24 protein-coding genes are annotated in these 24,027 nt (G+C 32.3%); 7 read left to right on the top strand and 17 right to left on the bottom strand.

Annotation, left to right across the window (positions count from 1 at the left end; translation table 11 throughout):
• The first annotated feature begins 18 nt into the window (after positions 1 to 18).
• From ASC44_RS08240 to ASC44_RS08230, 3 genes are all read left to right on the top strand, one after another.
• Positions 19 to 924: a PorP/SprF family type IX secretion system membrane protein gene (locus ASC44_RS08240; RefSeq protein WP_055447124.1), complete on the top strand. Its 906-nt coding sequence runs from the start codon at positions 19 to 21 to the stop codon at positions 922 to 924.
• Positions 925 to 956: 32 nt separating this feature from the next.
• On the top strand, positions 957 to 2,870 hold the full coding sequence (locus ASC44_RS08235; protein WP_055447123.1) for an OmpA family protein: 1,914 nt from the start codon (positions 957 to 959) through the stop codon (positions 2,868 to 2,870).
• 262 nt (positions 2,871 to 3,132) lie between these two features.
• Positions 3,133 to 3,609: a CBS domain-containing protein gene (locus tag ASC44_RS08230; RefSeq protein WP_055447122.1), complete on the top strand. Its 477-nt coding sequence runs from the start codon at positions 3,133 to 3,135 to the stop codon at positions 3,607 to 3,609.
• Here the strand turns inward: ASC44_RS08230 and ASC44_RS08225 are convergent.
• The 4 genes from ASC44_RS08225 to ASC44_RS08210 form a co-directional block, all read right to left on the bottom strand.
• The gene (locus tag ASC44_RS08225; protein ID WP_055447121.1) at positions 3,606 to 4,295 is read right to left on the bottom strand and encodes a hypothetical protein; all 690 of its coding nucleotides are present in this window, start codon (positions 4,293 to 4,295) and stop codon (positions 3,606 to 3,608) included. The two genes, ASC44_RS08230 and ASC44_RS08225, sit on opposite strands and share 4 nt — an antisense overlap.
• A gap of 68 nt (positions 4,296 to 4,363) precedes the next feature.
• Complete coding sequence (locus tag ASC44_RS08220; protein WP_055447937.1) at positions 4,364 to 4,711, bottom strand: hypothetical protein; 348 nt, start codon at positions 4,709 to 4,711, stop codon at positions 4,364 to 4,366.
• Complete coding sequence (locus ASC44_RS08215; protein ID WP_055447120.1) at positions 4,692 to 5,243, bottom strand: GNAT family N-acetyltransferase; 552 nt, start codon at positions 5,241 to 5,243, stop codon at positions 4,692 to 4,694. The genes ASC44_RS08220 and ASC44_RS08215 overlap by 20 nt, the downstream gene beginning before the upstream one ends.
• 30 nt (positions 5,244 to 5,273) lie before the next feature.
• Positions 5,274 to 5,942, bottom strand: coding sequence for a DUF6624 domain-containing protein (locus ASC44_RS08210; protein ID WP_152973296.1), 669 nt, complete (start codon positions 5,940 to 5,942; stop codon positions 5,274 to 5,276).
• Positions 5,943 to 6,125: 183 nt separating this feature from the next.
• Between ASC44_RS08210 and ASC44_RS08205 the strand changes: the two genes are divergently transcribed.
• Both ASC44_RS08205 and ASC44_RS08200 read left to right on the top strand, forming a co-directional pair.
• Positions 6,126 to 6,461, top strand: a complete 336-nt coding sequence (locus tag ASC44_RS08205; RefSeq protein ID WP_055447118.1) for a single-stranded DNA-binding protein — start codon at positions 6,126 to 6,128, stop codon at positions 6,459 to 6,461.
• A gap of 118 nt (positions 6,462 to 6,579) precedes the next feature.
• A complete protein-coding gene (locus ASC44_RS08200) occupies positions 6,580 to 7,752 on the top strand; it encodes a DUF3095 domain-containing protein (RefSeq protein WP_055447117.1) in 1,173 nt (390 codons plus the stop codon).
• A gap of 43 nt (positions 7,753 to 7,795) precedes the next feature.
• On the opposite strand, the gene ASC44_RS08195 is transcribed toward ASC44_RS08200, so the two are convergent.
• Positions 7,796 to 8,761, bottom strand: coding sequence for an endonuclease/exonuclease/phosphatase family protein (locus ASC44_RS08195; protein ID WP_055447116.1), 966 nt, complete (start codon positions 8,759 to 8,761; stop codon positions 7,796 to 7,798).
• 243 nt (positions 8,762 to 9,004) lie between these two features.
• Here ASC44_RS08195 and hflX point away from each other — a divergent pair, with 243 nt between their 5' ends.
• Positions 9,005 to 10,234: a GTPase HflX gene (gene hflX, locus ASC44_RS08190; RefSeq protein WP_055447115.1), complete on the top strand. Its 1,230-nt coding sequence runs from the start codon at positions 9,005 to 9,007 to the stop codon at positions 10,232 to 10,234.
• A 281-nt stretch (positions 10,235 to 10,515) separates the two neighbouring features.
• Positions 10,516 to 12,777: a transglycosylase domain-containing protein gene (locus tag ASC44_RS08185; RefSeq protein WP_055447114.1), complete on the top strand. Its 2,262-nt coding sequence runs from the start codon at positions 10,516 to 10,518 to the stop codon at positions 12,775 to 12,777.
• A gap of 109 nt (positions 12,778 to 12,886) precedes the next feature.
• On the opposite strand, the gene ASC44_RS08180 is transcribed toward ASC44_RS08185, so the two are convergent.
• The 12 genes from ASC44_RS08180 to ASC44_RS08125 all read right to left on the bottom strand — a co-directional run bounded on the left by ASC44_RS08180 (position 12,887) and on the right by ASC44_RS08125 (position 23,897).
• Complete coding sequence (locus ASC44_RS08180; protein WP_055447113.1) at positions 12,887 to 13,825, bottom strand: DUF3078 domain-containing protein; 939 nt, start codon at positions 13,823 to 13,825, stop codon at positions 12,887 to 12,889.
• Between the two features lie 105 nt (positions 13,826 to 13,930).
• A complete protein-coding gene (locus ASC44_RS08175) occupies positions 13,931 to 14,434 on the bottom strand; it encodes a DUF2480 family protein (RefSeq protein ID WP_055447112.1) in 504 nt (167 codons plus the stop codon).
• A 22-nt stretch (positions 14,435 to 14,456) separates the two neighbouring features.
• Positions 14,457 to 16,292 (bottom strand): ABC transporter ATP-binding protein, encoded by a 1,836-nt coding sequence (locus tag ASC44_RS08170; RefSeq protein WP_055447111.1) that lies wholly within the window; start codon positions 16,290 to 16,292, stop codon positions 14,457 to 14,459.
• 11 nt (positions 16,293 to 16,303) lie between these two features.
• Positions 16,304 to 16,630, bottom strand: coding sequence for a DUF59 domain-containing protein (locus tag ASC44_RS08165; protein ID WP_055436366.1), 327 nt, complete (start codon positions 16,628 to 16,630; stop codon positions 16,304 to 16,306).
• 36 nt (positions 16,631 to 16,666) lie between these two features.
• Complete coding sequence (locus ASC44_RS08160) at positions 16,667 to 17,092, bottom strand: SufE family protein (RefSeq protein WP_055447936.1); 426 nt, start codon at positions 17,090 to 17,092, stop codon at positions 16,667 to 16,669.
• A 40-nt stretch (positions 17,093 to 17,132) separates the two neighbouring features.
• Positions 17,133 to 17,957: an META domain-containing protein gene (locus ASC44_RS08155; protein WP_055447110.1), complete on the bottom strand. Its 825-nt coding sequence runs from the start codon at positions 17,955 to 17,957 to the stop codon at positions 17,133 to 17,135.
• A gap of 51 nt (positions 17,958 to 18,008) precedes the next feature.
• On the bottom strand, positions 18,009 to 19,223 hold the full coding sequence (locus tag ASC44_RS08150) for an aminotransferase class V-fold PLP-dependent enzyme (RefSeq protein WP_055447935.1): 1,215 nt from the start codon (positions 19,221 to 19,223) through the stop codon (positions 18,009 to 18,011).
• A gap of 167 nt (positions 19,224 to 19,390) precedes the next feature.
• Positions 19,391 to 20,704: a Fe-S cluster assembly protein SufD gene (gene sufD, locus ASC44_RS08145; protein WP_055447109.1), complete on the bottom strand. Its 1,314-nt coding sequence runs from the start codon at positions 20,702 to 20,704 to the stop codon at positions 19,391 to 19,393.
• A gap of 138 nt (positions 20,705 to 20,842) precedes the next feature.
• Positions 20,843 to 21,595, bottom strand: a complete 753-nt coding sequence (gene sufC / locus ASC44_RS08140; protein ID WP_055447934.1) for a Fe-S cluster assembly ATPase SufC — start codon at positions 21,593 to 21,595, stop codon at positions 20,843 to 20,845.
• A gap of 4 nt (positions 21,596 to 21,599) precedes the next feature.
• Positions 21,600 to 22,037, bottom strand: coding sequence for a hypothetical protein (locus tag ASC44_RS08135; protein ID WP_055447108.1), 438 nt, complete (start codon positions 22,035 to 22,037; stop codon positions 21,600 to 21,602).
• Between the two features lie 61 nt (positions 22,038 to 22,098).
• Entirely contained in the window at positions 22,099 to 23,547 is a 1,449-nt protein-coding gene (gene sufB, locus ASC44_RS08130) for a Fe-S cluster assembly protein SufB (protein WP_055447107.1), read from the bottom strand.
• A gap of 20 nt (positions 23,548 to 23,567) precedes the next feature.
• Positions 23,568 to 23,897 carry a HesB/IscA family protein gene (locus ASC44_RS08125; RefSeq protein WP_055447106.1) on the bottom strand — a complete coding sequence of 110 codons (330 nt, stop codon included), beginning with the start codon at positions 23,895 to 23,897 and terminating at the stop codon, positions 23,568 to 23,570.
• Between the last annotated feature and the right edge of the window lie 130 nt (positions 23,898 to 24,027).

The raw sequence follows: 24,027 nt of genomic DNA, 5'->3' as shown, positions 1-24,027 counted from the left end.
AAACCAATAATAATACAGATGAAGAACATACTATATATCGTATTCCTAGTAGTTATAGGAGTACAAGCGCAACAAGATCCGCAGTATACGCAATACATGTACAACATGAATGTTATCAATCCTGCATATGCAGGATCAAGCGAGAGCGTATCCATAGGCGCATTATATCGCAGTCAATGGGTTGGCCTAGAAGGCTCACCAAGTACAGGTACCTTAAGTATTCACTCGCCAGTAGGTAACAGAGTTGGATTAGGATTATCATTAATTAATGACGAAGTAGGTCCGGTAAGAGAAACCAATGCTTATGTAGATTTCTCTTATACTTTACCAGTAGGAAGTATTACAAAATTAGCTTTCGGATTAAAAGCGGGAGCTACATTTCATGATATTGGATTAACCAGTATTGAGACAATAGATGCTGATGATCCATTTTTCTCACAAGATGTTAATGAAACAACAGCCAATGTTGGAGCAGGAATGTACTTATACCAACCTAATCGTTGGTATCTATCAGCTTCAATGCCAAACATTTTAAATGGAACACATTTAGACAGTGATGGAAGAAAAATAGGATCTGAGACTGAGCATTTATTTGCAGCAGCCGGTTATGTATTCGATTTGTCAGAGAATTTTAAATTAAAGCCACACGCTTTAATGAAATTTGCTTTTGATGCACCAGTAAGTTACGATGTAAACCTAAACTTATTCATGTACGATATTGTAGAAATAGGAGGTGGTTATAGACTAGACGATTCTTTTAGTGGTATGGTAAATTTTATGGTTTCACCAACACTACGAATTGGTTATGCTTACGATGCTATTCAATCAGAATTAAACGTAGTAACAGATGCCTCACACGAGATATTTATAAACTTCGATATCGATTTGCCAAGAAAAGTATCACGTTCACCACGTTATTTCTAAACCACTTAAGCTAACACAAAAGACACGACCAGATGAAACACTTAAAATTAATTATAACACTAGTCATTCTAAGTAGCTTTAGCTTGACGGCTCAGAATACAGCTACAAAGAAAGCCGATAAGCATTTTGCAAAATTTGAATTTGTAGAAGCTATCGAAGACTATAATAAGCTAATAGAAAAAGGATTAGCAGATGCATACGTCTATGGACGTTTAGCAGAAGCTAATTACAATATTTATAATAGCGTTGAAGCCGAGAAGTGGTTTTCAAAAGCTTTAGAAACTTCACAAGAGCCAGAAATGATCTTTAAGTATTCTGAAATGCTAAAAGCAAATGGAAAGTACGAAGCTTCAAATGCGCAAATGAAGAAATTTGCTTCTATGCGTCCGGGAGATGATAGAGCTACTATGTTTTTATCTAATCCAGATTACTTACCTAAGATTTTAGAAGGAGGTAAAAAGTTTAATGTTCAGAATATGGATATTAATTCAGCGGTATCAGACTTTGGAGGTACGGTTAATAACGGAAAGTTATATATTTCTTCAGCAAGAAATAACTCTAGGAAAACTTATGGTTGGAATGAGCAGCCTTTTTTAGATATGTATTCATTTACAAAAGCAGAAGACGGATCGTATCAAGAAGAAACGATGCTTGGTGATAGAATGAACACTAAATACCATGAAGGATTGATGTCATTTTCTCCAGATGGAAAAACGGTATTCTTCTCAAGAGAGAGTTTTTATGAAAACATCTATGAGAAAGATTCATTATCTAACACAAAATATAGTGTATTGCATATGTTTCAAGCCTCTGTAAGTGGAGATGAATTTTCTAATATAGAAGCGTTAACTATAAACAGTAGAAACTATTCTATAAAAAATCCAAGTGTAAGTACAGATGGGTCAACATTATACTTTGCTAGTGACATGCCAGGTGGTTTTGGTAAGTATGATATTTACAAAGCGGCTATAGATGGTAATGGGCAAGTAGGTACTCCTGTAAATTTAGGACAAAAAGTGAATACGGAAGGTCAAGAAATGTTTCCATACTCAAGTGATAATAATACACTTTATTTCTCATCAACAGGTCATTTAGGACTTGGAGGTATGGATGTGTTTTATACTAAAGAGGTTGACGGCAAAATGGCACCAATTAGAAATGTTGGAATACCTATAAACTCTAATGGAGACGATTTTGCATTCTCGATGAATGAGGAAACGGGTGAAGGTTTTGTGTCTTCAAATCGTGAAGGAGGAAAAGGCGATGATGATATTTATGCTATTAAGAAAATAGAACCACTTTGCGATGTACAGATTATTGCAACAGTATTGGATAACAATACAAAAGCACCTTTAGCAGGAGCAACAGCTTCTTTAGTGGATAGTAAAGGTAATATTTTGTCTACGAAAACTACTAATGCCAAGGGACAAGTTGAATACATTGTAGAATGTGATACAGATACAGAGTTACAGGTTACTATGGCAGATTATGAGAGTAATAAACTTTCAATATCAGGTAGTAACGAAGAAGAGCTAATGGTAGAGATAGCATTAGATCCAATTGAGAAAATAATAGAAGTAGAGAGTGTAGTATTAAACCCTATCTATTTTGATTACGATAAGTCTAATATTACGGCTAAAGCGGCCTTTGAGTTGGATAATTTAGTTCAAGCGATGAATAAATATCCAAACATGGTTATTTATGCAACATCACATACAGATACGAGAGGTTCAGATCGTTATAACGATTCTTTATCAAACAGAAGAGCAAAAACTACAGTACAGTATGTGATTTCGAAGGGAATTGATGCTACAAGAATTTCAGGAGCAGGAAAAGGCGAAAGAGAATTAACAATAGATTGTGGTACTGATTGTAGTGAAGAGCAGCACCAGCAAAACCGTAGATCTCAATTTAGAATAATGAGTGGAGGACCAGCTTCTAAATAGAAGTCTAAGAACATACTATAATTATTCTAACCTTATTAAAAAAAGGTTTTATAAAATTAGACCAGAGAAATTAATTTCTCTGGTTTTTTTGTTTTTGATAATGTTATTTCTTTGAAGTTATAATTAGTGCTTTTTTAACATTGTAGGAGTCGCTAATTAGTTGATACGGAAGTAGTAAATTATGAACTATGTTAATGGTGTAGGATAAGTGCCTTAAAATGAGTAACTTTAAATCGCTTCATAATCATAAAAAATATAAAACATGGGAATAAAGAGTTTTCAAGGTGCTCGGAAAGAGACACAACAAAAGAACAATAATAGTCAAGAAAATTTTAAAGTTAGCGATTTTATGACGCGAGACTTAATAACGTTTAAATCCACACAGTCGGTTGAAGATGTTGTAAACACATTAATAAAACATAGAATATCTGGCGGGCCTGTTGTAAATGAAAAGAATGAATTGATAGGTATTATTTCTGAAGGCGATTGCATTAAGCAAATTAGCGATAGTCGATATTATAATATGCCTATGGAAAGTAACTCTATAGAAAAACATATGGCTACAAACGTCGAAACCATAGATGGTAATCTTAATGTTTTTGATGCAGCTAAACAGTTTTTGGACTCTAAAAGACGTCGTTTTCCTATTGTTGAAGATGGAAAATTAGTAGGTCAAATAAGTCAAAAAGATATTTTAAAGGCAGCTATGCAATTAAAGCAACAGAATTGGAAGCCTTAACGTTGCCTTCTTGGTTTTAAAGCCGCAGGAGTATCTGTTATTAATATTTTTGTTTTGCCTTTTGCTATTAAAGAAGCAACTCTCGAGTAGTTATAATCTGAAATCGGATTTTCTAACGCTACCCATTTTACAAAACCAGCAACGGTAATACGTTCACCAACCTCAATAATAGCTTCGTGGTAACGTAATTGTTTATTAAAGCCAAAGAAGCCTTCTGTCTCGACATTATATTTATCTAACACTGCTTTAAACTGCGGTGTAGGATCATTAAAAGTACCAGACTCAATTGTTTTATCTGTAACAAGGTAGTCGTAATAATTTTTTGGTTTCTTTTTAGGGAATATAACTAGACGTTCACCAGCTTGTTCAACAAAAAAGTCTTGAATTATTTCTTCGTTAACAATCGTATCCCAATGTGAATTTTTTCCAGATTTCACCTTTTTCTCAATTGTCATTTTATAATAAACACACTTTCTCTTACTTAAAGGGGCAATTAATGGTGTTTCGATATTTAGTGCGATGCCTTCAATTTTAGAATGTTTATGGTTCTGTAAACTTCCAATTTTACTAAAAGGTAATTTTTTTAAACGTCTAAGGATAATGGTTTTCGGAAGGAAATAATAGATCAAAAATGCTATTGTCGCAGATCCCAAAACGGCAAGTGTAATAATTAAAGGAGTAGACATTTTTTTTGTTGAAAGGTTAATTGGTTACACCTATAAGTAGCATATTTATATAATATGTTACGTTTTTTTTATTGTCGTTTAACCAAGGCGTAAAAATCACCTTCTAACGGAAGATAGCCTTGGTCGTAAACAAAGTAGTAAACAGTTCCGGCTTTTGTGGTGTAAGTACTAGTAAAATAGTTAAAATCAAATCCTTTTGCATCTAATTTGGTTTTACTTGTTTTTGTTTTCTGGTCTGGATTTAGGCTTTCTAGAATGCGCCAATTCTTTCGTAAACGATTATTGATATTACGAATTAAGTTTTTACCATCCTTATTAACTTTATTGTTGTGTGCATTTCTACAGCCATCACTACAGAATTTTTTATCTATTCTGCCAATAATTTTATCACCACATTCAGGGCATTGTTTTTCCATAATCTTCATTTTTTAATGCGTACCAATTAATCATTTCATTTTCAAAAGGAAACTGTTCTTTATACTGTAAGCCTATTTTTTTAAGAATCTTGTTAGAGGCTATGTTTCCAGATTCTGCTGCTCCAACAATAACGTCTAGTTTTAAGGTGTTAAATCCATATTCTAAAGCTGCAATGGCAGATTCGCTTGCGTAACCTTTATTCCAAAAACGTTCTATAAATCTATAGCCAACATCATAAAAATCTCTTTTATTACCTAAAGATTCGTTGGCTCCTGTATTAAATTTTAATCCAGACCAACCTATAAATTGATTAGAGGTTTTTTCTATAACAGCAAATCGTCCTATGCCTAATTCTTTATATTGTTTCTGAATTTTTTCAATATAGCCTGTAGCTTCAGCAATAGTTTTAATCGGTTTATTACCTAAATATTTATGCACATTTGGGTTAGAATCTGACTCAAACAATCCGTTTAAATCTTCCAATCGTATTTCTCTAAGTAATAAACGTTCGGTTTCTATATTAACTGTCATTATTGTTTTTTCTACGATTATAGTTGCTCTTTATTCATATAATTTAGGTTCTGTTATTCCTCTTTCTATCATGTTTTGTTTATTCATTTCGAAATGATTTGTACTCATCTTATTATAATATTCTCGAAAAGTTGGTAAATCATACGCTTTTCTTAATTGTTCAATATTAAGAGTGTCAATCAATCCAATTTTTGGTATTGCTTGTCCAAATTTATTATAAGTTACTTGACTGCCAAATCTTTGTTTTTTGTTTAAATTTACATTTACTCTATCTTCAAGCATGGCATATTCAACTTTGCTCCCATTGTTTTTAGAAATATGCTTTTTTAATGCGATAAGCATTTGCTGTTGAAACTCGATATCATTGTCGGCATGTTGAATTGATATCCAAAAATTATTTGATGCTTTTTCGCCAATTTCTTTGTAACCTAAATAGCCATATTTTTTATACAGATTTTTAATCTTTTCTTGGTTTATTAATCCAATACTGTCTCTTTTGTTTTCAAATATATCCCAAGCTTTTTCACGGCCATATTTATCTTTTAATGCTTGTGATGGAATTCCTGCGTATTTTTGATCAGCTGTATGAATTGCATTTAATTCAGTAATAATTTCTTTTTTTTCGGACGCTGTTATTGCTTTTTTTCCGCAGCTTAATAACATAGTTAAAAGAATTAATATCAATAAAGTTTTAGTCATGGTTTGTCTAGTATTATACCCGATTTTTATTTTTATCAAGATACAATTTATTCAATTACAAACGACTACAAATGTTTACAACCGACATTAAATGCGTAAATACCGTTTAACATTTGTGTGCTGTTGCATCTTTGCAGTGTTGAATGGAACTAATGAAATTCGATATAATAAAACACTTATCTTATGAATACGTTAAGAAACAAAGTACAGTTAATTGGTAACCTTGGTAAAGATCCAGAAATAGTAAACTTAGAATCTGGAAAGAAATTAGCTAAATTTACATTAGCTACGAACGAGAGTTATAAAAATGCACAAGGCGAAAAAATTACAGATACACAATGGCATCAAATAGTAGCTTGGGGAAAAACAGCAGATGTTATCGAGAAGTATGTAACTAAAGGAAAGGAAATTGCTATAGATGGAAAACTAACAACGCGGTCTTGGGAAGATAAAGATGGTATAAAACGTTATACTACAGAAGTTGTATGTAACGAATTGTTAATGTTGGGAGGAAAATAGATTATTACAATAATGCAAACAATAAATGGGCTTACTTTTGTGAGCCCATTTATTATTTAATGTGGTACATCTTTTGTAGTATCTTTAAAAAAATAAATCAAAAGATATATTTAGTAATATGCTTAGTGATAATTTAAATTTTTATAAAAAAATATCAAAAAACAAGTTGCCTTTAACAGCACTACTAAGTGATGAGACTTTGTTTTCAAATGTCCCAAAAGATTGGTCTATTATAGTTACAGATATTGAAAATTCTACTCAAGCAGTTGCAAATGGGCATCATAACGATGTTAATTTAAGTGCAACAGGAAGTATCGTTACCGTTTTAAATACTTTAAAAGGGATAGATAAAAAATTAAGAATTCCATACTTTTTTGGAGGCGATGGATCAACTTTTATTGTTCCAAATAAAGTCTTACAACCTTTATTATTAGCACTAAATGATTATAGTTTACATATAAAAAACACACACCAACTAAATTTAAGAGTTGGGCATCTAGAAGTTGAAAAAGTGTATTTAAATAATGTGACCTTAAGGATTTCTAAGTTAAGACATAACAAATACCTAACAACACCAATTGTATTAGGAAATGGCTTAAAATATGCCGAAACTCTTATAAAGGAAAGCTTTCAGGCTTCAGATAGTTTTAAAGCCAAAGAAATTGCTTTAAATCTTGAAGGTATGGCATGTCGATGGGATGAGATATACCCAAAAGAATCACAAGAAAAAGTGGTTTGCTTACTTATAGATTGTCAAGATGAAAGTAAACAAGCTGAGGTGTATGGAAGAATAATGAATAAAATAGATTCCATATTTGGAGATTTAAATAAACGGAATCCAATTACCTCATTAAAATTAAAATTGAGTACTTCAATAGGGAAAATAAGAAAAGAAATGCATACTAGAATTGGTAAGCATAAATTTAATCGTGTACTCACAAATTGGTTTTTAACTTTAATAGGAGGCTATTATTTTAAGTTTTTTAAAGCAGGTAAATTGTATGTGTACAAAGTAACTCAGTTGTCAGATACTATTATGTTAGACGGTTCTATTAATACAGTCATTACAGGTACAGATAAACAAGTAAAAGAGTTGCAAGATTTTTTAGATACTATAGAATTAAACAATGAAATTGTATACGGTTTACACATTACGCATGCGTCTATAATGTCTTGCTATGTAGAAGATAGAGATAAAAAACATGTTCATTTTGTAGATGGTACAGAAGGAGGTTATACTAGTGCAGCAATGGTTTTAAAAGATAAACTTAGAAAACTAGAGGCCAAATAACTTCTAATTCATTTTAAAAAGTGTTCAATCTTAACAATTGCTTTTACTTCTTTTGTAAAACCATATAAACAGGAAAATGATCGCTATAACCGCCTTTGTAACGGGTACCAACATAAGTTCTGTAAGGACTGCCTTTGTACTTGCCTTCAAATTCTTTTAAGTAATCTTCATCAAAAATATTAGCTTTCACATAACGAAGTGTATCTTTCTTACGTTCGAAAAAATTATGAGTAATTAAAAACTGATCGAATAAATTCCAACTATGGTTATAGCTAGTAGTGCCACGATCGTTAGAAATTAGCGTACGCATTGGGTTAAAAAGGCTATGACTTAATTCTAAAGCCTTTAAACTTTCACTATCCGGATCATCATTAAAATCTCCCATAACAACAACTTTAGCATCAGGATTTTTTTCTTTTAAAAAACTAATAACCTCTGTTACTTTTTGTGATGCTTTTAATCGTTTGTGCTTCGTTTCAATATCACCAGTACGTCTAGATGGCCAATGGTTAACTATTACATGTAACTCTAAACCTTCAAACAAACCACTTACTAATAATACATCTCTAGTATGGTCTACTTCTCCATTTTCGCTTAGTAAATCTACAGTATAAGTCTTAGAAAAAGCAACTTTAAATACCGTCTCATCATAAAGTAAAGCCACATCAATTCCGCGCTCGTCTGGAGAGTTATAATGTATAAAACTATACTTGTGTTCCTCTAAATGTTTAGAAGCCACTAAATCTTTTAAAACAGCTTCATTTTCTACTTCAGCTAAACCTATAATGGCAGGATGTCTTTTTACATCCTCTTTCCCAATATTAGAAATAACAAACCCAATTTTACGCAGTTTGTTTTTATAACGTTTAATGCTCCATCGTTTCTCTGCATTTGGAAGCATATCTTGATCTCTTGTTACTTCATCATCATAAACATCAAAGAGATTTTCAATATTATAAAAAGCGATAGTATGTTGTTTCCCTTTGGACTTAAAGAAGTTTAGTTTCAAATTTTTTAAATTTTGATTGCGTTAAAAATAGCAAATTTTATCTGCCTAAAATTAGCAATACCAAATCTTACCTTAAATAATCATAATAAAACGCCTTTTTTGGCTGTTTACTTCAATATAAAGTAAAAACTGTAGCAATAACTACACTTAATTTCTCTATTTTGTATAAAGAAAAGAATCATCATTTTATTTTATGATGCTTTAAAACTAGAAATGGTATAACTTTACCTTTTAAAATTATTTATGCTAGAAAAAAAAGATATTGACTTAGAAAGTGCTGTGCTAATTGGTGTAGTTACCAAACAACAAGACGAAGTTAAGTCTAAAGAATACTTAGACGAATTAGAGTTTTTAACCTTCACAGCAGGTGGAGAAGTTAAAAAACGATTCACCCAAAAAATGGAGCAGCCCAATCCTAAAACCTATATTGGTACAGGAAAAATGGACGAAGTGCGCCAATACATTCACGATAATAAAATTGGTACTGCTATTTTTGATGACGAGCTATCTGCCTCTCAAGAACGAAACATTAGTAAAATTCTAGAATGTAAAGTACTCGATAGAACAAACCTTATTCTCGATATTTTTGCACAACGAGCGCAAACAAGTTATGCAAGAACACAAGTAGAATTGGCACAATGCGAATATTTACTACCACGACTAAAAGGAATGTGGACACACCTTGAGCGCCAAAAAGGTGGAATAGGAATGCGCGGACCTGGTGAAACAGAAATTGAAACAGATAGACGTATCGTTAGAGATAGAATCTCTTTACTAAAAGACAAAATTAAGGTAATAGACAAGCAAATGTCTGTACAACGTGGTAATCGTGGTAAAATGGTACGTGTCGCTTTAGTAGGTTATACCAATGTTGGTAAATCTACCCTAATGAATACTATTAGTAAAAGTAAAGTCTTTGCCGAAAACAAACTCTTTGCAACCTTAGACACAACGGTTAGAAAGGTGGTTATCCAAAACCTGCCATTTTTATTAAGTGATACCGTAGGTTTTATACGTAAACTGCCAACACAATTAGTAGATAGTTTCAAGAGTACATTAGACGAGGTGCGCGAAGCAGATTTATTACTCCACGTAGTCGATATTTCGCATCCTAATTTCGAAGATCATATTGCCTCTGTAAACAAAGTTTTAGGCGAGATTAATAGTGGAGATAAGCCCGTTATTATGGTATTCAATAAAATTGATGCTTATGAAGCAAAACCATTCGATGAAACCGATTTAATTGCCGAGCGTACCGAAGAACACTACAGTCTTGCCGAATGGAAAAAAACCTGGATGAATAGAGTAGGAGAAAACAACGCACTATTTATTTCGGCGTTAAGTAAAGAAAATCTTGAAGACTTTAAAAAGCGTGTTTACGATGAGGTTAGAGATATCCACGTCACACGTTTTCCATATAATCACTTTCTATATCCAGATTACGATTACGCAAATATGGGCGAGGAAGAATAGAATAATTTGGGCGTTACCTAAAGGTCAGGCTATACGCTATATCTTTTTTTGCCATATATGGCAGCAAAAAAAGGATGCCGCTGCTATCCTTAACGCAATAAAAAAAAGCACTTCTTAAATAAGTGCAAGTTTTTGACTTTTTGAATTAATTTAACTTAACCAATCCACTTTTTTTATTATAATTACAACCAACATTATAGATAATATCGTAATTAAAGTAAACAGATTTAATGAGATGTTTACAACTAAATAAACAGATCTTTTTCACGTTATAACTACACATGATAAAACAAAAACTAAGTACATTCTTTAAAAATAAATGGGTAAAAAAATCCATTTTAGCTGGTATTGGAGCCGTAATTTTAGCTCTCGTTTTTTTTGTTAGCATCTATTTTGGAGCCTTTGGTAAATTACCAAACACAGCAGATTTAACAAATTTAAAGCAAGCCGAAGCCACTCAGGTTTTAGATAAAGACAGTAAGCTTATTGGTAAATATTACATTTACGATAGGCAGCCATTAACTTATAATCAATTTCCTAAACACCTTCTTAATGCTTTAATAGCAACCGAAGATGTAAGGTTTTACGAGCACGATGGCGTAGATAATGTTAGTTTACTGCGTGTGTTATTTAAAACTATTTTGTTTCAAGATCAATCTTCGGGAGGAGGAAGTACAATTACTTTGCAATTGGCAAAAAACTTATATGGTAGAGATAAACACTTTGCTTTTAGTACAGTAATTAACAAAGTAAAAGAGTCTATAGTTGCCAAACGAATAGAAAAAATATACTCTAAAAAAGAAATACTAACACTATACCTTAATACTGTGCCATTTCCAGATAATACCTACGGAATAGAAAGTGCATCGCGTAAGTTTTTTAATACATCAACTTTAAAATTAACAGTCTCGCAAGCGGCAACGTTAGTCGGTACTTTAAAAGCAAACACGTACTACAACCCAAGACGTAATTTAAAAAATAGTACGCAAAGAAGAGATGTTGTGTTACAACAAATGCTTAAATACAACTACTTAAATGCGGAGGAGCTTTCTAGAGCAAAGCAAGATTCTCTTGTGTTAGATTACCAATCTTTTAATCATGATTTAGGATTAGCACCATATTTTAGAGCGCAACTTAAAAAGGAGCTAGCCATTGTTTTAGAAGATTATAAAAAACCAAACGGTGAGTCTTACAATTTGTATAAGGATGGTTTAGTTGTCCACACAACATTAGACTACCAAATGCAGAAGTATGCCGAAGAAGCCATGCAATTACATCTTTCAAAATTGCAAGACGCTTACGAAGCGTCTTATGGCAAAAATGCACCTTGGAAAACTAATAAAAAACTCATTGAAAATGCTATTAAGGCATTACCCGAATACCAAAGGTATAAAGAAGCTGGTTTAAGTGAAACCCAAATAATAGATTCACTTTCTGTAAAGCATGAAGTAGAATTATTTAATTGGAAAGAAACCAGAAAAGAAAGCATATCTACAATAGATAGTTTACAGCATTACCTAAAGTTTTTAAACACCGGAATGATTGCTCTAGAACCAAAAACAGGAGCTGTAAGAACCTATATTGGTGGTATAGACAATCGGTTTTTTAAATACGATCACGTTTCACAAAGTGAGCGACAAGTAGGTTCAACGTTTAAGCCTTTTGTATATACAGCAGCTATAGAAAATGGTATGAAACCATGTACATACTTTTCGCCAGAGGCTATAACGTATACAGATTATAAAAATTGGACACCAACAAATTCTGGAGAAAAAGAAATAGATCCACACATTAATTACAATTTAGAAAAAGCATTAAGTCAATCTATGAACACGATTGCGGTTAAGGTTTTAAACGAAGTGGGTATAGATAAAGTTTTACAACAAGCCGAAAAGTTAGGAATAACGAAAGAGTTACCTAAAGAGCCTTCATTAGCTCTAGGTGTAGCCGAAATTAATATAAAAGAACTCGCTGGAGCCTATGCGAGTTATGTAAATAATAGCAAGTCTGTTAAACCGTATTTTATAACTAAAATTGAAGATAAAAATGGCGTAGAAATAGTGTCTTTTAAACCTGAGGTAAACGAGACAAAAGCATATAGCGATTATACAAGGCAAGTGATGTTGCAAATAATGAAATCTACGGTAAACACAGGAACAGCAGCAAGGCTAAGATCTAGATATAATTTAAAAAATAATATTGCAGGAAAAACAGGAACAACTCAAGATAATAAAGACGGTTGGTTTGTTGCTATTACACCAAATTTAGTCACTGTAAATTGGGTAGGAAACGATAATTATAGCATTGGTTTTAAAACCACAGGTTTAGGTCAAGGTGCAAATTCTGCTTTACCAATATTTGCTGAGTTTTATAAGAAATTAAATACAGATAAAAATTACAATACCATTACAAAAAGTAACTTCGAAAAACCGTCAAATGAGGTTGTTGAAGCATTAAACTGCGAAGAGGATAAACGAGATGGTTTCTTAAAAAGATTATTTAATAAAAAGAAAAGTGAAAAACAGTTTAACAAAAAAGAGTAATACTCTTTTGCAATAGACTATTTAGCTCGTTTATTACTCAATAAATATAAGGCATAAAAAAACGCGTTTCGAAAAGAAACGCGTTTTTTTAAATTATAATGTTTGTAGCTTATAGGTTGTAACTTAAACCTAATAACCAGTAAGATTGTAGTTTGTTATCTACGTTTCCAAAAGTAGGAACAGGGTTTGTTGATGTAGCATCATATTGTCCTAAATTATAGTTAAGTGCTTCTTGTTTGTTGCTTCTTAAACCAAAATCGAAACCAACACCAATCATTTTCCATAAAGTATAGCTAAATGAGTTAGTCCATGTTACGTTAGATAAATCACTAGTTTTGTAACTCTGGAAAGTTGATAAGTTAGACTTGAAGCTAATAGCACCAATTTGTCTTGTATAGTCTGCAACTATTTTTGCGCCTAAAGAAGATTGAAAAATAGCATCGTTTTTAGCAAATACAAAGTTGTAGTTTAATGGGTGAATTACAACTATTAGGTTTTCCATAGGAGTCCAAGTTCCACCAACACCAACGTCTAAATAACCTGGGTCGTTAAAGTTGTCTAATAAAGTAGTTCTGTATTCTGCTAAACCAGAAACAGCAAAGTTTTTAGCGATATTTCTTCCGTATAATGACGAAATATTAAATACATCTGTACCTGCTTTAAAGCTATCATCATCAGTAGGGTCGTTTTTATCATCAAACTTTACCCAGTTGAGGTTAGATGTTAAAGAGTTTCTCCAGAAAAATTTATCTTCAATTAAATTAGCATATGCATTAACAGAAATACCAATATTACCAGAGGCGTTATCAGGTGTTCCTTGAGAGTACCAGTTATTAAAATTAGAAAGTGTTCCTCCAATAGTACCAAAAAGACCTTTTCTCCAACCTGGAAGAGCATCTATTTGAGCCTGTAAAGCATTAGCTTCAGCTTGTGCAGCATCAGCAACAGCTTGCTTCTCTTTTTTTTGAGTGTGTAACTCTTCTTTTGTTTGTGCTTGTACTGATACTACACCAATACTAAAAGCTAATAATAATAGTAGTTTTTTCATTGTTTTAAATTTTGAGAGGCAAAAGTATATCAAATAGATAGAAAACACAGAATACTAAAATATAAAAAATATTGATATACGATTAAGTGCCTATATTATCGATAATTAACGCTTATATAACGGAACTGAGGAGCAGGCTTCACCAAACATAATAGATTTAGCAACTGGTTTAAGGGTGTTACTAATCATTATATAAGCACTAGATGGCACCGGTTTTTTAGAGCAACCTTTAATAATTACGGGTTTGTCTTTAAATATAGTAGTGTCTAAATTGTAAATTATCTCTTGATAAAGTGCGGTTTCTAACGCATCTAAGTTTCCTAAAACTGTTTTCTTAGTGTAAGGCTGTAAATTAATACTTAAAAGCATATAAGCCCAATCTGGAACAATAGCATCTGTAGTACACGTTAATGCAACAAGAGTATCTTGGTATTGTTCCCAATTGTGTTCTTTTACTAAAGCTCTAAAATCTTTTTCACGAAGTACGAAGCCTTCGTATAACCAATCTTTAATATCAAAAAGTACTCGTTCTCCTTTAGGATAATAATCCTCAAGATCAAAAACAACTAGTTTACTGCTCGCAACGCGATTTATAATTTCTTCAGCCATAATTTCAAAGTTATATAATTAATTATTGGTAGCCTTCTGCTTGTAATGTAAATAATTCGGCATATAAAGATTTGTTTTCCATGAGTTCCTCATGTGTGCCAATCTCTAAAACACGTCCTTGTTCTAAAACTAGAATTCTATCTGCTTGTCGCACTGTGCTAAATCTGTGCGAAATAATAACACTTGTTTTAAATTGAGTTAAACCAATAAAACGATCAAACACTTCACTTTCTGCTTTAGCATCTAAAGCCGAAGTTGGTTCATCTAATATCATCACTTTAGCATCTTTCATATAGGCTCTTGCTAATGCTACTTTTTGCCATTGGCCACCAGAAAGTTCTTGTCCTTTTGCAAAGCGCTTTCCTAATTGTTGATCGTAACCAAACTTTAAATCTTGCACAACTTCGTCTGCCAAACTTAGTTTTGCAGCATCTTCAATTTTCGATTGGTTTTCTATTTCATCAATATCTCCAATGGCTATGTTTTCTCTAACGGTAAATTCGTATTTGAAAAAGTCTTGAAAAATAACACCAAAATATTCTTGATACTTTGCTTTATCAAATCTATTAATGTTAATACCATCTAGCAGAATTTCACCAGAAGTAGGCTCATAAAAGCGTAACAATAGTTTTGTTAATGTTGTTTTTCCTGCTCCATTTTGCCCTACAAATGCTAGTTTTTCGCCAGCTTTCATATTAAAACTGATACCTTTTAGTATTTCGTTTTCAGATCCTGGATAAGCAAAACGGACATTTTTAAATTCGAAACCTTCCTTTATGTTTTCAGGAAGTGGCATGTCTTCTTTATGTGCAGGCTTTATAGATATGTCTAGAAAATCGAAATAATCTTTTAAGTACAATGCACTTTCTGTTATGCGTGTAAATTTAGAAAAGAAGTCTTGTAGGTTTTTTGTAAGTCTGTTAAATGCTCCAGATAAAAAAGTTAATTCACCTAATGTAATTACTCCAGAAATAACGCGATATATTATAAAAACATAAGCGCCATAATAACTTAAAGTACCTAAAACATTAAATAGGAAACCTAATGCAGAGCGTTTTATGGCTAGCTTTTTATTAAGATTGTAGTACTCATGAGATAGGTTTTTAAAGCGATCAACTACAAAATCTGTTAAACCAAAAAGCTTTATTTCTTTTGCTGTTTTATCGTTTGCACCAATAAAACGTAAATAATCTAACTCTCTACGTTCTGCAGTCCATCCTCTTGCTAGAGAATATTGCTGTTGGCTAAACCAAATTTCGTTTATAAACGATGGAATAATACTTAGTACTAAAAGGATAATTAAGTAAGGCTCAAAATAAATTAAACCTGCCACTAATGTGATTATAGATATTAAGCTTTGTACTTCGCCTAAGGCATTAGACATTAATCCTACACGACCATTAGTTTGTGTTCTAGCACGTTCTAACTTATCGTAAAACTCTGAGTCTTCAAGCAGACTTATATTTATTTGATTTGTTTTTTTTATAATTCTTACTGAAGAGTCTATCGAGTAAGAATCGCCGAGTAAACCGTCTGTTAAAGAAATGGCTCTGCTTATAAGGTCTGAAATAATGATTAAACCAAACTCTATTGCTACATAGGTCCAGAGTAGATTTAAATCTGAAACTTCTACTTTAGTTTGTAGAATAATTTCGTCTATAATTATTTTACCTATCCAAAGAATAATTACAGGTAAAATGGCTCCAATAAGTCTGCAAAAAGCAGAAAGTAAAAAGAGTTTTTTGTTTGTTCTCCAGATTTCTTTAAAAAATCTTGGAATAAAAACTAGCGCACTAAAAGATTTTCGTAAGCTAGTTTTTTTTCCATCTTTAAGAGATTTAGGAGCTTGTCTTGGCATTACTTTTCTGTTTAAAGCATACCAAGTTCTAGTTTCGCTTCTTCACTCATTAATTCTTGAGTCCAAGGTGGATCGAAAGTAATTTCAACTTCTGCGTTATTAACGTCTTTAAGAGATTTTACTTTTTCTTCAACTTCTAAAGGTAGTGTTTCAGCTACTGGACAATTAGGTGTTGTTAAAGTCATTAATATTTTAACATCATAATCTTCATTTACAAAAACATCGTAAATTAATCCTAATTCGTATATATCTACAGGTATTTCTGGATCGTAGATTGTTTTTATAACGGCTACTATTTTTTCTCCTAATTCTGTAGTATCTATTGTTGTATCACTCATGGTCATTTTCTTTTTATTTCCGCGTAGACGGAACTTCTATTTTATTTGCGTTTGGTATGCAATAGCATACATTTTAATTTGCTTTATCATACTTACCAAACCATTTGCTCTTGTTGGAGACAAATGTTCTTTTAAGCCAATAGCATCTATAAAATCTGTATTAGCGTCTAAGATATCTTTTGGGTGTTGATTGGAAAAGGTTCTAATTAGAATAGCAATAATACCTTTTGTAATAATAGCATCACTATCTGCTGTAAAATCAATTCTGTTATCACTCATTTCTGCGTGAACCCAAACTTTACTTTGGCAACCTTTAATGATATTGTCTTCAGTTTTGTATTGGTCGTCTATTAAAGGTAAATCCTTACCTAAATCGATCATGTATTGATAACGTTCCTCCCAATCTTCAAACATTGCGAATTCGTCTATAATTTCTTCTTGTATTTCTTTAATACTTTGCATTGGTCTAATAAATTTTACTATTACAAAATTACGAAAATCTTTAGTTCTTTTCTTTTGTTGCTGTGCCAATATTATTAACTAAGTCTACAAGAGCTTTTATCTCTTTATTAGGGTTTCCTGCATCAAAAGCTGGTGTTGTATAAGTTTCTCCGTCTTTAGTTATTGTTAATCCTGCTAGTGCAGCACCATCATATTGATGTGCTTTACTTGGTGGCTCTAAAGTATTTATGTTTTTTAAATTTATATCAGTAACCATTTTTAATATCATATCCCAATCTTCATTGTTACATGCTTTTATTTCAGGTTTAACATTGTGTCCATTTTGGATACTAATGGTTTTGTTTTCTAAAATAATTTCTTTTAAATGTCCTCTAGCGCTTGCTTTGTATTCTACTTTTAATCCGTCTTGTGTTAATTTTTTTTCAGAATTATCAGTGCTTTTTACAGCGCTAATTAATTCCGTTTTAGCATTAAGTAAAGTAATTACATCATCTTTTGTTTCAAAATGAGTTGTTTCTCCTAAGGCAGCTAATATTTTTGTTTCATTTAATATGGCATTTTTGTCTGCACACATTTTTCTTGTAGAAGCCAAACCTTTAAAGGTTATTGCATTGTCAATAATGGTGTAACTACCAAAAAAGGTATTGCATCCAGAAAATCCAGAGACTTTATTAGTAGCTTCATCGAAACTAATAGTAAGATTTTCGGCTAAATTATCTACGTCCATATTGGAAACAATATAGGTCCCGTTTAATGAAGGCTGAACACTGTTTTTAGTGTCATTAGTTATGTTTGATGTCGTTTTGCCAGAAGCGCTACAAGCATTTAATATAATTGCGAAAAGAAAAAGAGTAGTTGTTTTCATTTTTAATAGTTATTGGTTCATTATATAATATAACAAAAAAAGAGCCAAAGTTTAAGAAAGCATCATTTTTGCTTTTTTAACGCCTTCAACTAATATGTCGATCTCTTCTTTTGTGTTATAAAAAGCAAAGGAAGCTCTTACAGTTCCAGGGATATTATAAAATGCCATAATAGGTTGTGCACAATGATGTCCTGTTCTTACAGCAATTCCCATTTTGTCTAATAAAGTACCAACATCGTACGGATGTATACCTTCTAAATTAAAGCTAATTACCGATGTTTTGTTTTTTGACGTTCCGTATATTTTTAAGCCTTCAATCTCTAATAACCTTTTTGTTCCGTAGGCTAATAATTCGTTTTCGTAAGTTGCAATATTTTCAAATCCAATAGCATTCATGTAATCTAAAGCCGCGCCAAAAGCGATACCTCCACAAATGTTTGGTGTGCCAGCTTCAAATTTATGTGGCAAACCTGCGTAAGTTGTTTTTTCGAAACTGACTTGATCTATCATTTCTCCTCCTCCTTGATAAGGTGGTAGTTTAGTAAGCCATTCTTCTTTGCCATATAACATGCCAACTCCTGTTGGACCACAAATTTTATGCGCTGAGGTTACATAAAAATCTACATCTAAGGCTTGAACGTCTGGTTTAACATGCGGACACGCTTGTGCTCCGTCAATTAAAACAGCTGCACCTAATTTGTGTGCTTGTTGTATAATAGACTCAATAGGATTTATGGTTCCTAAAGCGTTAGAAATATGATTTACAAATACCAGTTTTGTTTTGTCTGAAAGTAATTCGGAATAAGTATTCATATCCAATTCTCCTTCTTGGGTCATTGGAATGACTTTTAAAATAGCACCAGTTTTTTCGCAAAGCATTTGCCATGGCACAATATTACTATGGTGTTCTAAAGCCGAAACTATAATTTCATCACCTTTTTCTAAAATAGAAGCAAAGCCATGTGCAACAAGATTTATACTTTCTGTTGTGCCAGAAGTAAGGATTATCTCGTAAGCATATTTTGCGTTAAAATGGTTTTGTATCGTGTGTCTCGCCTCTTCGTATTTGTCTGTAGCTTCTTGACTTAGAGTGTGTACACCTCTGTGAATATTAGCATTGTAATTACTGTAATAATCTACAATAACATCTATAACTTGTTGTGGTGTTTGAGAGGTTGCTGCATTATCAAAATACACCAAGGGTTTACCATTTACTTTACGGTTAAGTATTGGGAAGTCTTTTCTTATTTTGTTTATGTCTAGCATTAAATTGAATTTTAAATCGTTAAAAATGGTTGTCAATAGGTGCCATTTAAAATCGGTATGTAAAGATAATCTATAAAGCGGAATAATTTTTTGTATAAAATATAATAAAAAGAGCCTTTTCTGAAATCAAAAAAGGCTCTTTTATTATTTTAAAAAAAGGATTTTATCTAAAGATCAAACCCAATATTAACACCTAATTTTTTAGCAATTATATTAGTAATACGTTGTTTTAATTCTGGAATTTTTACAGAACTTAAAACGTTATTACTAAAAGCATACATAAGTAATGCTTTGGCTTCTTTTTCTGGAATACCACGTTGTTTCATGTAGAACAATGCGCTTTCATCTAATTGTCCAATAGTACAACCATGAGAACATTTTACATCGTCTGCAAAAATTTCAAGTTGAGGTTTTGTATTTATAGATGCCTTGTCGCTTAATAAAATATTATTATTAGACTGGAATGCATTTGTTTTCTGTGCTAGTTTATCTACCAACACTTTACCGTTAAAAACACCTGTAGAGCTATCTGCAAAAATACCTTTGTAATCTTGATGACTTTCGCAATTAGGTTCTATATGGTGTACTAGTGTGTTATGGTCTACATGTTGTTTATCTCCAATAATGGTGATGCCTTTCATTGTAGAATCCATATGTTCACCATTTTGGTAAAAGTTAAGATTATTACGTGTTAATTTTCCTCCAAAAGAAAAAGTGTGTACAAAACAGTTCGTTTGATCTTTTTGGTCAACAAAAGTGCTGTCTATTAAAGAAGCATTTTTGTTATCGTTTTGAATTTTATAATAGTCAACAACGGCACGCTTGTCTGCAAAAATTTCTGTAACACTATTAGTTAATACAGGATTGTCTGTTAAACTTTGGTGACGTTCTATAATTTGAACATGAGAATTTTCGTCTACAACAATTAAATTTCTAGGCTGAAGCATTAAAGCTGCCTCATTACCTGTAGAGAAGTGTATAATTTGAATTGGCTTTTCTACCAATTTATTTTTAGGAATATGTATATATGCACCTTCGTTTGAAAACGCAGTATTTAAAGATGTTAAGCTATCTTTTAGTGCTATTTTATTGAAATAATTTTCAATTACTGGTTTGTATTTGTCTTTATTTAATGCAGAAGACATTAAACAAACATCGATACCGTCATGAGTAACTTGAGACAAATGCGAAGAGTATTTACCGTCAATAAAGATAATTTTATAAGTATCTATATTGTGTATAAAATACTTTTTTATGTCTTTATAGTCTAAAGCGTTTTCCTGTTTAGAAGATAGGCTGTAGTCGTGTTTTAAAACACTATTTAACGATGTGTATTTCCAAGCTTCTTCTTTTTTAGAAGGGAAACCTGAGTTTTCAAAAGCTTTTATAGCTTCACTACGAATGTCGTGAACAGGTGAATCTACATCGATATTATTTTCGAATGCTAAAAAGGATGATACTAATTTTTCTTTTAAATCCATTGTTTAAGTCTTCAGTAATTAGTCTTCAGTATTCAGTTCACTCAATTGTTTACTGTTTCTGTTTTCTATATACTTTTATATTATTTCGAGTAATCACACTTGAGTAAGCTACTGCAAACTGATTACTGCCTACTATTTTTAAGCGTCTACTTCTTCCTTGATCCAGTCGTAACCTTTTTCTTCTAATTCGTGTGCTAGTTCAGGACCTCCAGATTTTACAATACGACCATTGTATAAAACGTGAACGAAATCAGGCTTTATATAGTCTAATAAACGTTGGTAGTGCGTAATTAAAACGACAGCATTGTCTTTAGATTTTAACTTGTTCACACCATTAGCAACAATACGTAAAGCATCGATGTCTAAACCAGAATCGGTCTCATCTAAGATGGCTAATTTTGGTTCTAACATTGCCATTTGAAAAATCTCGTTACGCTTCTTTTCTCCTCCCGAAAAACCTACGTTTAAAGAACGAGATAAGAATTTGCGGTCTATTTCTAGCATTTCAGACTTTTCACGAATCATTTTAAGCATGTCTTTTGCAGGCATGTCTGCTAAGCCTTTTGCTTTTCGTGTAGAATTAATTGCTGTTTTTATAAAGTTTGTTACAGAAACACCAGGAATTTCTACAGGATATTGAAATGATAAGAAAATACCTTTATGTGCACGTTCTTCGGCAGCTAAGTCTTCTAAATCTTCTCCATTTAAAAGAATTTCTCCTTTTTCTACTTCATATTCCTCTTTTCCAGCAATAACTGAAGCTAAAGTACTTTTACCAGAACCATTTGGTCCCATAATAGCATGTACTTCTCCAGCTTTTACTTCAAGGTTAATACCTCTTAGAATCGGTTTGTCTTCAACACTTGCGTGTAAATCTTTTATTTGTAACATAGTTTTATTTTCCAATTTTAATCACTTCGTTCTTTACCAAAGGCGCTTTAACGCTAATAATTTCTTTTATATCGATGTTATAAGGCCAGCCTTCTTCGTTTTCTGCTTTAGGTATAATTTTACCACGAATTTGCACTAGAACACCATCTGTTGGTTCTGTTCTAAATGGCTTACCCATGTCGTGTAATTCTTGCATTTTTTCGTTTAAAACAACACCATATATTGAGCTGTTCCCAACTTGTAAAACTGCAGCATCAGCGTAATATGAGAATTCTCCACTTAAGGTCGTTAAACCATCTTTAGATAGAGTTCTGTCTACACCATCAGCATCAACATTTGTTTCTGTTGTTGCATCGTTGTAACCGTCTTTAACTCCTTTTTTGAAGTCCTCACATGACGAGAAGCTAATAATAAGTACTACTAATAAAATTACTTTTTTCATATTTACTTTTTATAAAAACAGTTTTTTAATTAAATAACAGTGGTAGGCGTTTGTGTTTTATTTATCCTACAGAACCTTCAAGGCTAATTTCTAATAATTTTTGTGCTTCTACAGCAAACTCCATTGGTAATTTGTTTAGTACATCTTTACTAAAACCATTAACAATTAAAGCAATTGCTTTTTCTGTATCAATACCACGTTGGTTACAGTAGAAAATTTGGTCTTCACCTATTTTACTTGTAGTGGCTTCGTGCTCAATCATGGCACTTTTATTATTTGCTTCTATGTATGGAAACGTGTGAGCACCACATTCGTTACCCATTAATAAACTATCGCATTGCGAAAAGTTACGAGCATTCTCTGCACGAGAGCCTACTTGTACTAATCCACGATAAGAATTTTGAGATTTTCCAGCCGAAATACCTTTAGATATAATAGTTGATTTGGTGTTTTTTCCCAAATGAATCATTTTCGTTCCAGTATCTGCTTGCTGGTAATTATTTGTTACTGCAATAGAGTAAAACTCGCCTACAGAATTATCACCTTTTAAAATACAACTTGGATATTTCCAAGTTACTGCCGATCCTGTTTCTACTTGTGTCCATGAAATCTTAGCGTTTTTCTCACATAAACCTCTTTTGGTTACAAAGTTATAAACACCACCAACTCCTTTATCATTTCCAGGATACCAGTTTTGTACTGTAGAATATTTTATTTCGGCATCGTCTAGAGCAATAAGCTCTACAACTGCCGCGTGTAATTGATTTTCGTCTCGACTTGGAGCTGTACAACCTTCTAAATAAGAAACGTAACTGCCTTCGTCTGCAATAACAAGTGTACGTTCAAATTGTCCTGTTCCGCCTTCGTTAATTCTAAAGTATGTAGATAATTCCATTGGGCATTTTACACCTTTTGGTATGTAACAGAAAGAACCATCACTAAATACAGCGCTGTTTAAAGCGGCATAAAAATTATCTTTAGTTGGTACAATTGTGCCAATATATTTTCTAACTAATTCTGGGTGTTCTTGTATAGCTTCAGAAATAGGCATAAAAATAATACCTTTTTCACCTAAAGTTTTCTTGAATGTTGTAGCTACAGAAACCGAATCAACAACAATATCCATTGCTACGTTGTTCATCTTTTTTTGTTCATCTACAGAGATTCCTAGCTTTTTGTACATGGCTAATAAATCTGGATCTACATCATCTAATGTTTTGTTAGGATCAATAGCTTTTGGAGCAGAATAATAAGCAATAGCTTGAAAGTCTGGTTTTTTGTAATTTACATTTGCCCAATCTGGTTCTTCCATAGATTGCCAAACCTTAAAGGCTTCCAATCTCCATGCTGTCATCCATTCTGGTTCGTTCTTTTTCTTAGAAATAGCACGAACAATATCTTCGTTTAAACCAATAGGAAATGTTTCAGATTCTATATCTGTATAAAAACCGTATTCGTATTCTTTGGTTTTAAGTTCTTCTCTTAAATCGTCTTCAGTATATTTCGACATAACTCGTTCTTTCAATTTTTTTATAATGAGAAACTTTCTCCACAACCACAAGTTCGGTTTGCATTTGGATTATTAAACACGAAACCTGTTCCGTTTAATCCTCCAGAAAATTCTAAAGTTGTACCAATTAGGTATAAAAAACTCTTTTTGTCGACTATAATTTTTACACCATTATCTTCAAACACTTTGTCGTCGTCCTCTTTGGCTTTGTCAAACTTTAAATCGTAAGACAAACCAGAGCAACCACCACTTTTAACACCAACACGAACGTAATCTTCTGTTGGATTGTATCCGTCGTCCGTCATTAATTCAACGACTTTCTTTTTAGCTGTATCAGAAACTTTTATCATATTCTTATATAGAATTTATCTAAATAGTAGGCAAAGATACAATATTGGTCTGTTTTTACCATATAACCTAACATTATATTAGCATATGGTTTAATAGGGAAATGTTATACGGTATTTTTTAGTGAAATTC

The sequence above is a fragment of the Lacinutrix mariniflava genome, assembly GCF_001418015.1.
Lineage (GTDB): Bacteria > Bacteroidota > Bacteroidia > Flavobacteriales > Flavobacteriaceae > Lacinutrix > Lacinutrix mariniflava.
Note: the sequence above shows the minus strand (reverse complement) of the source record. Positions and strands in the feature narration are given on the sequence as shown.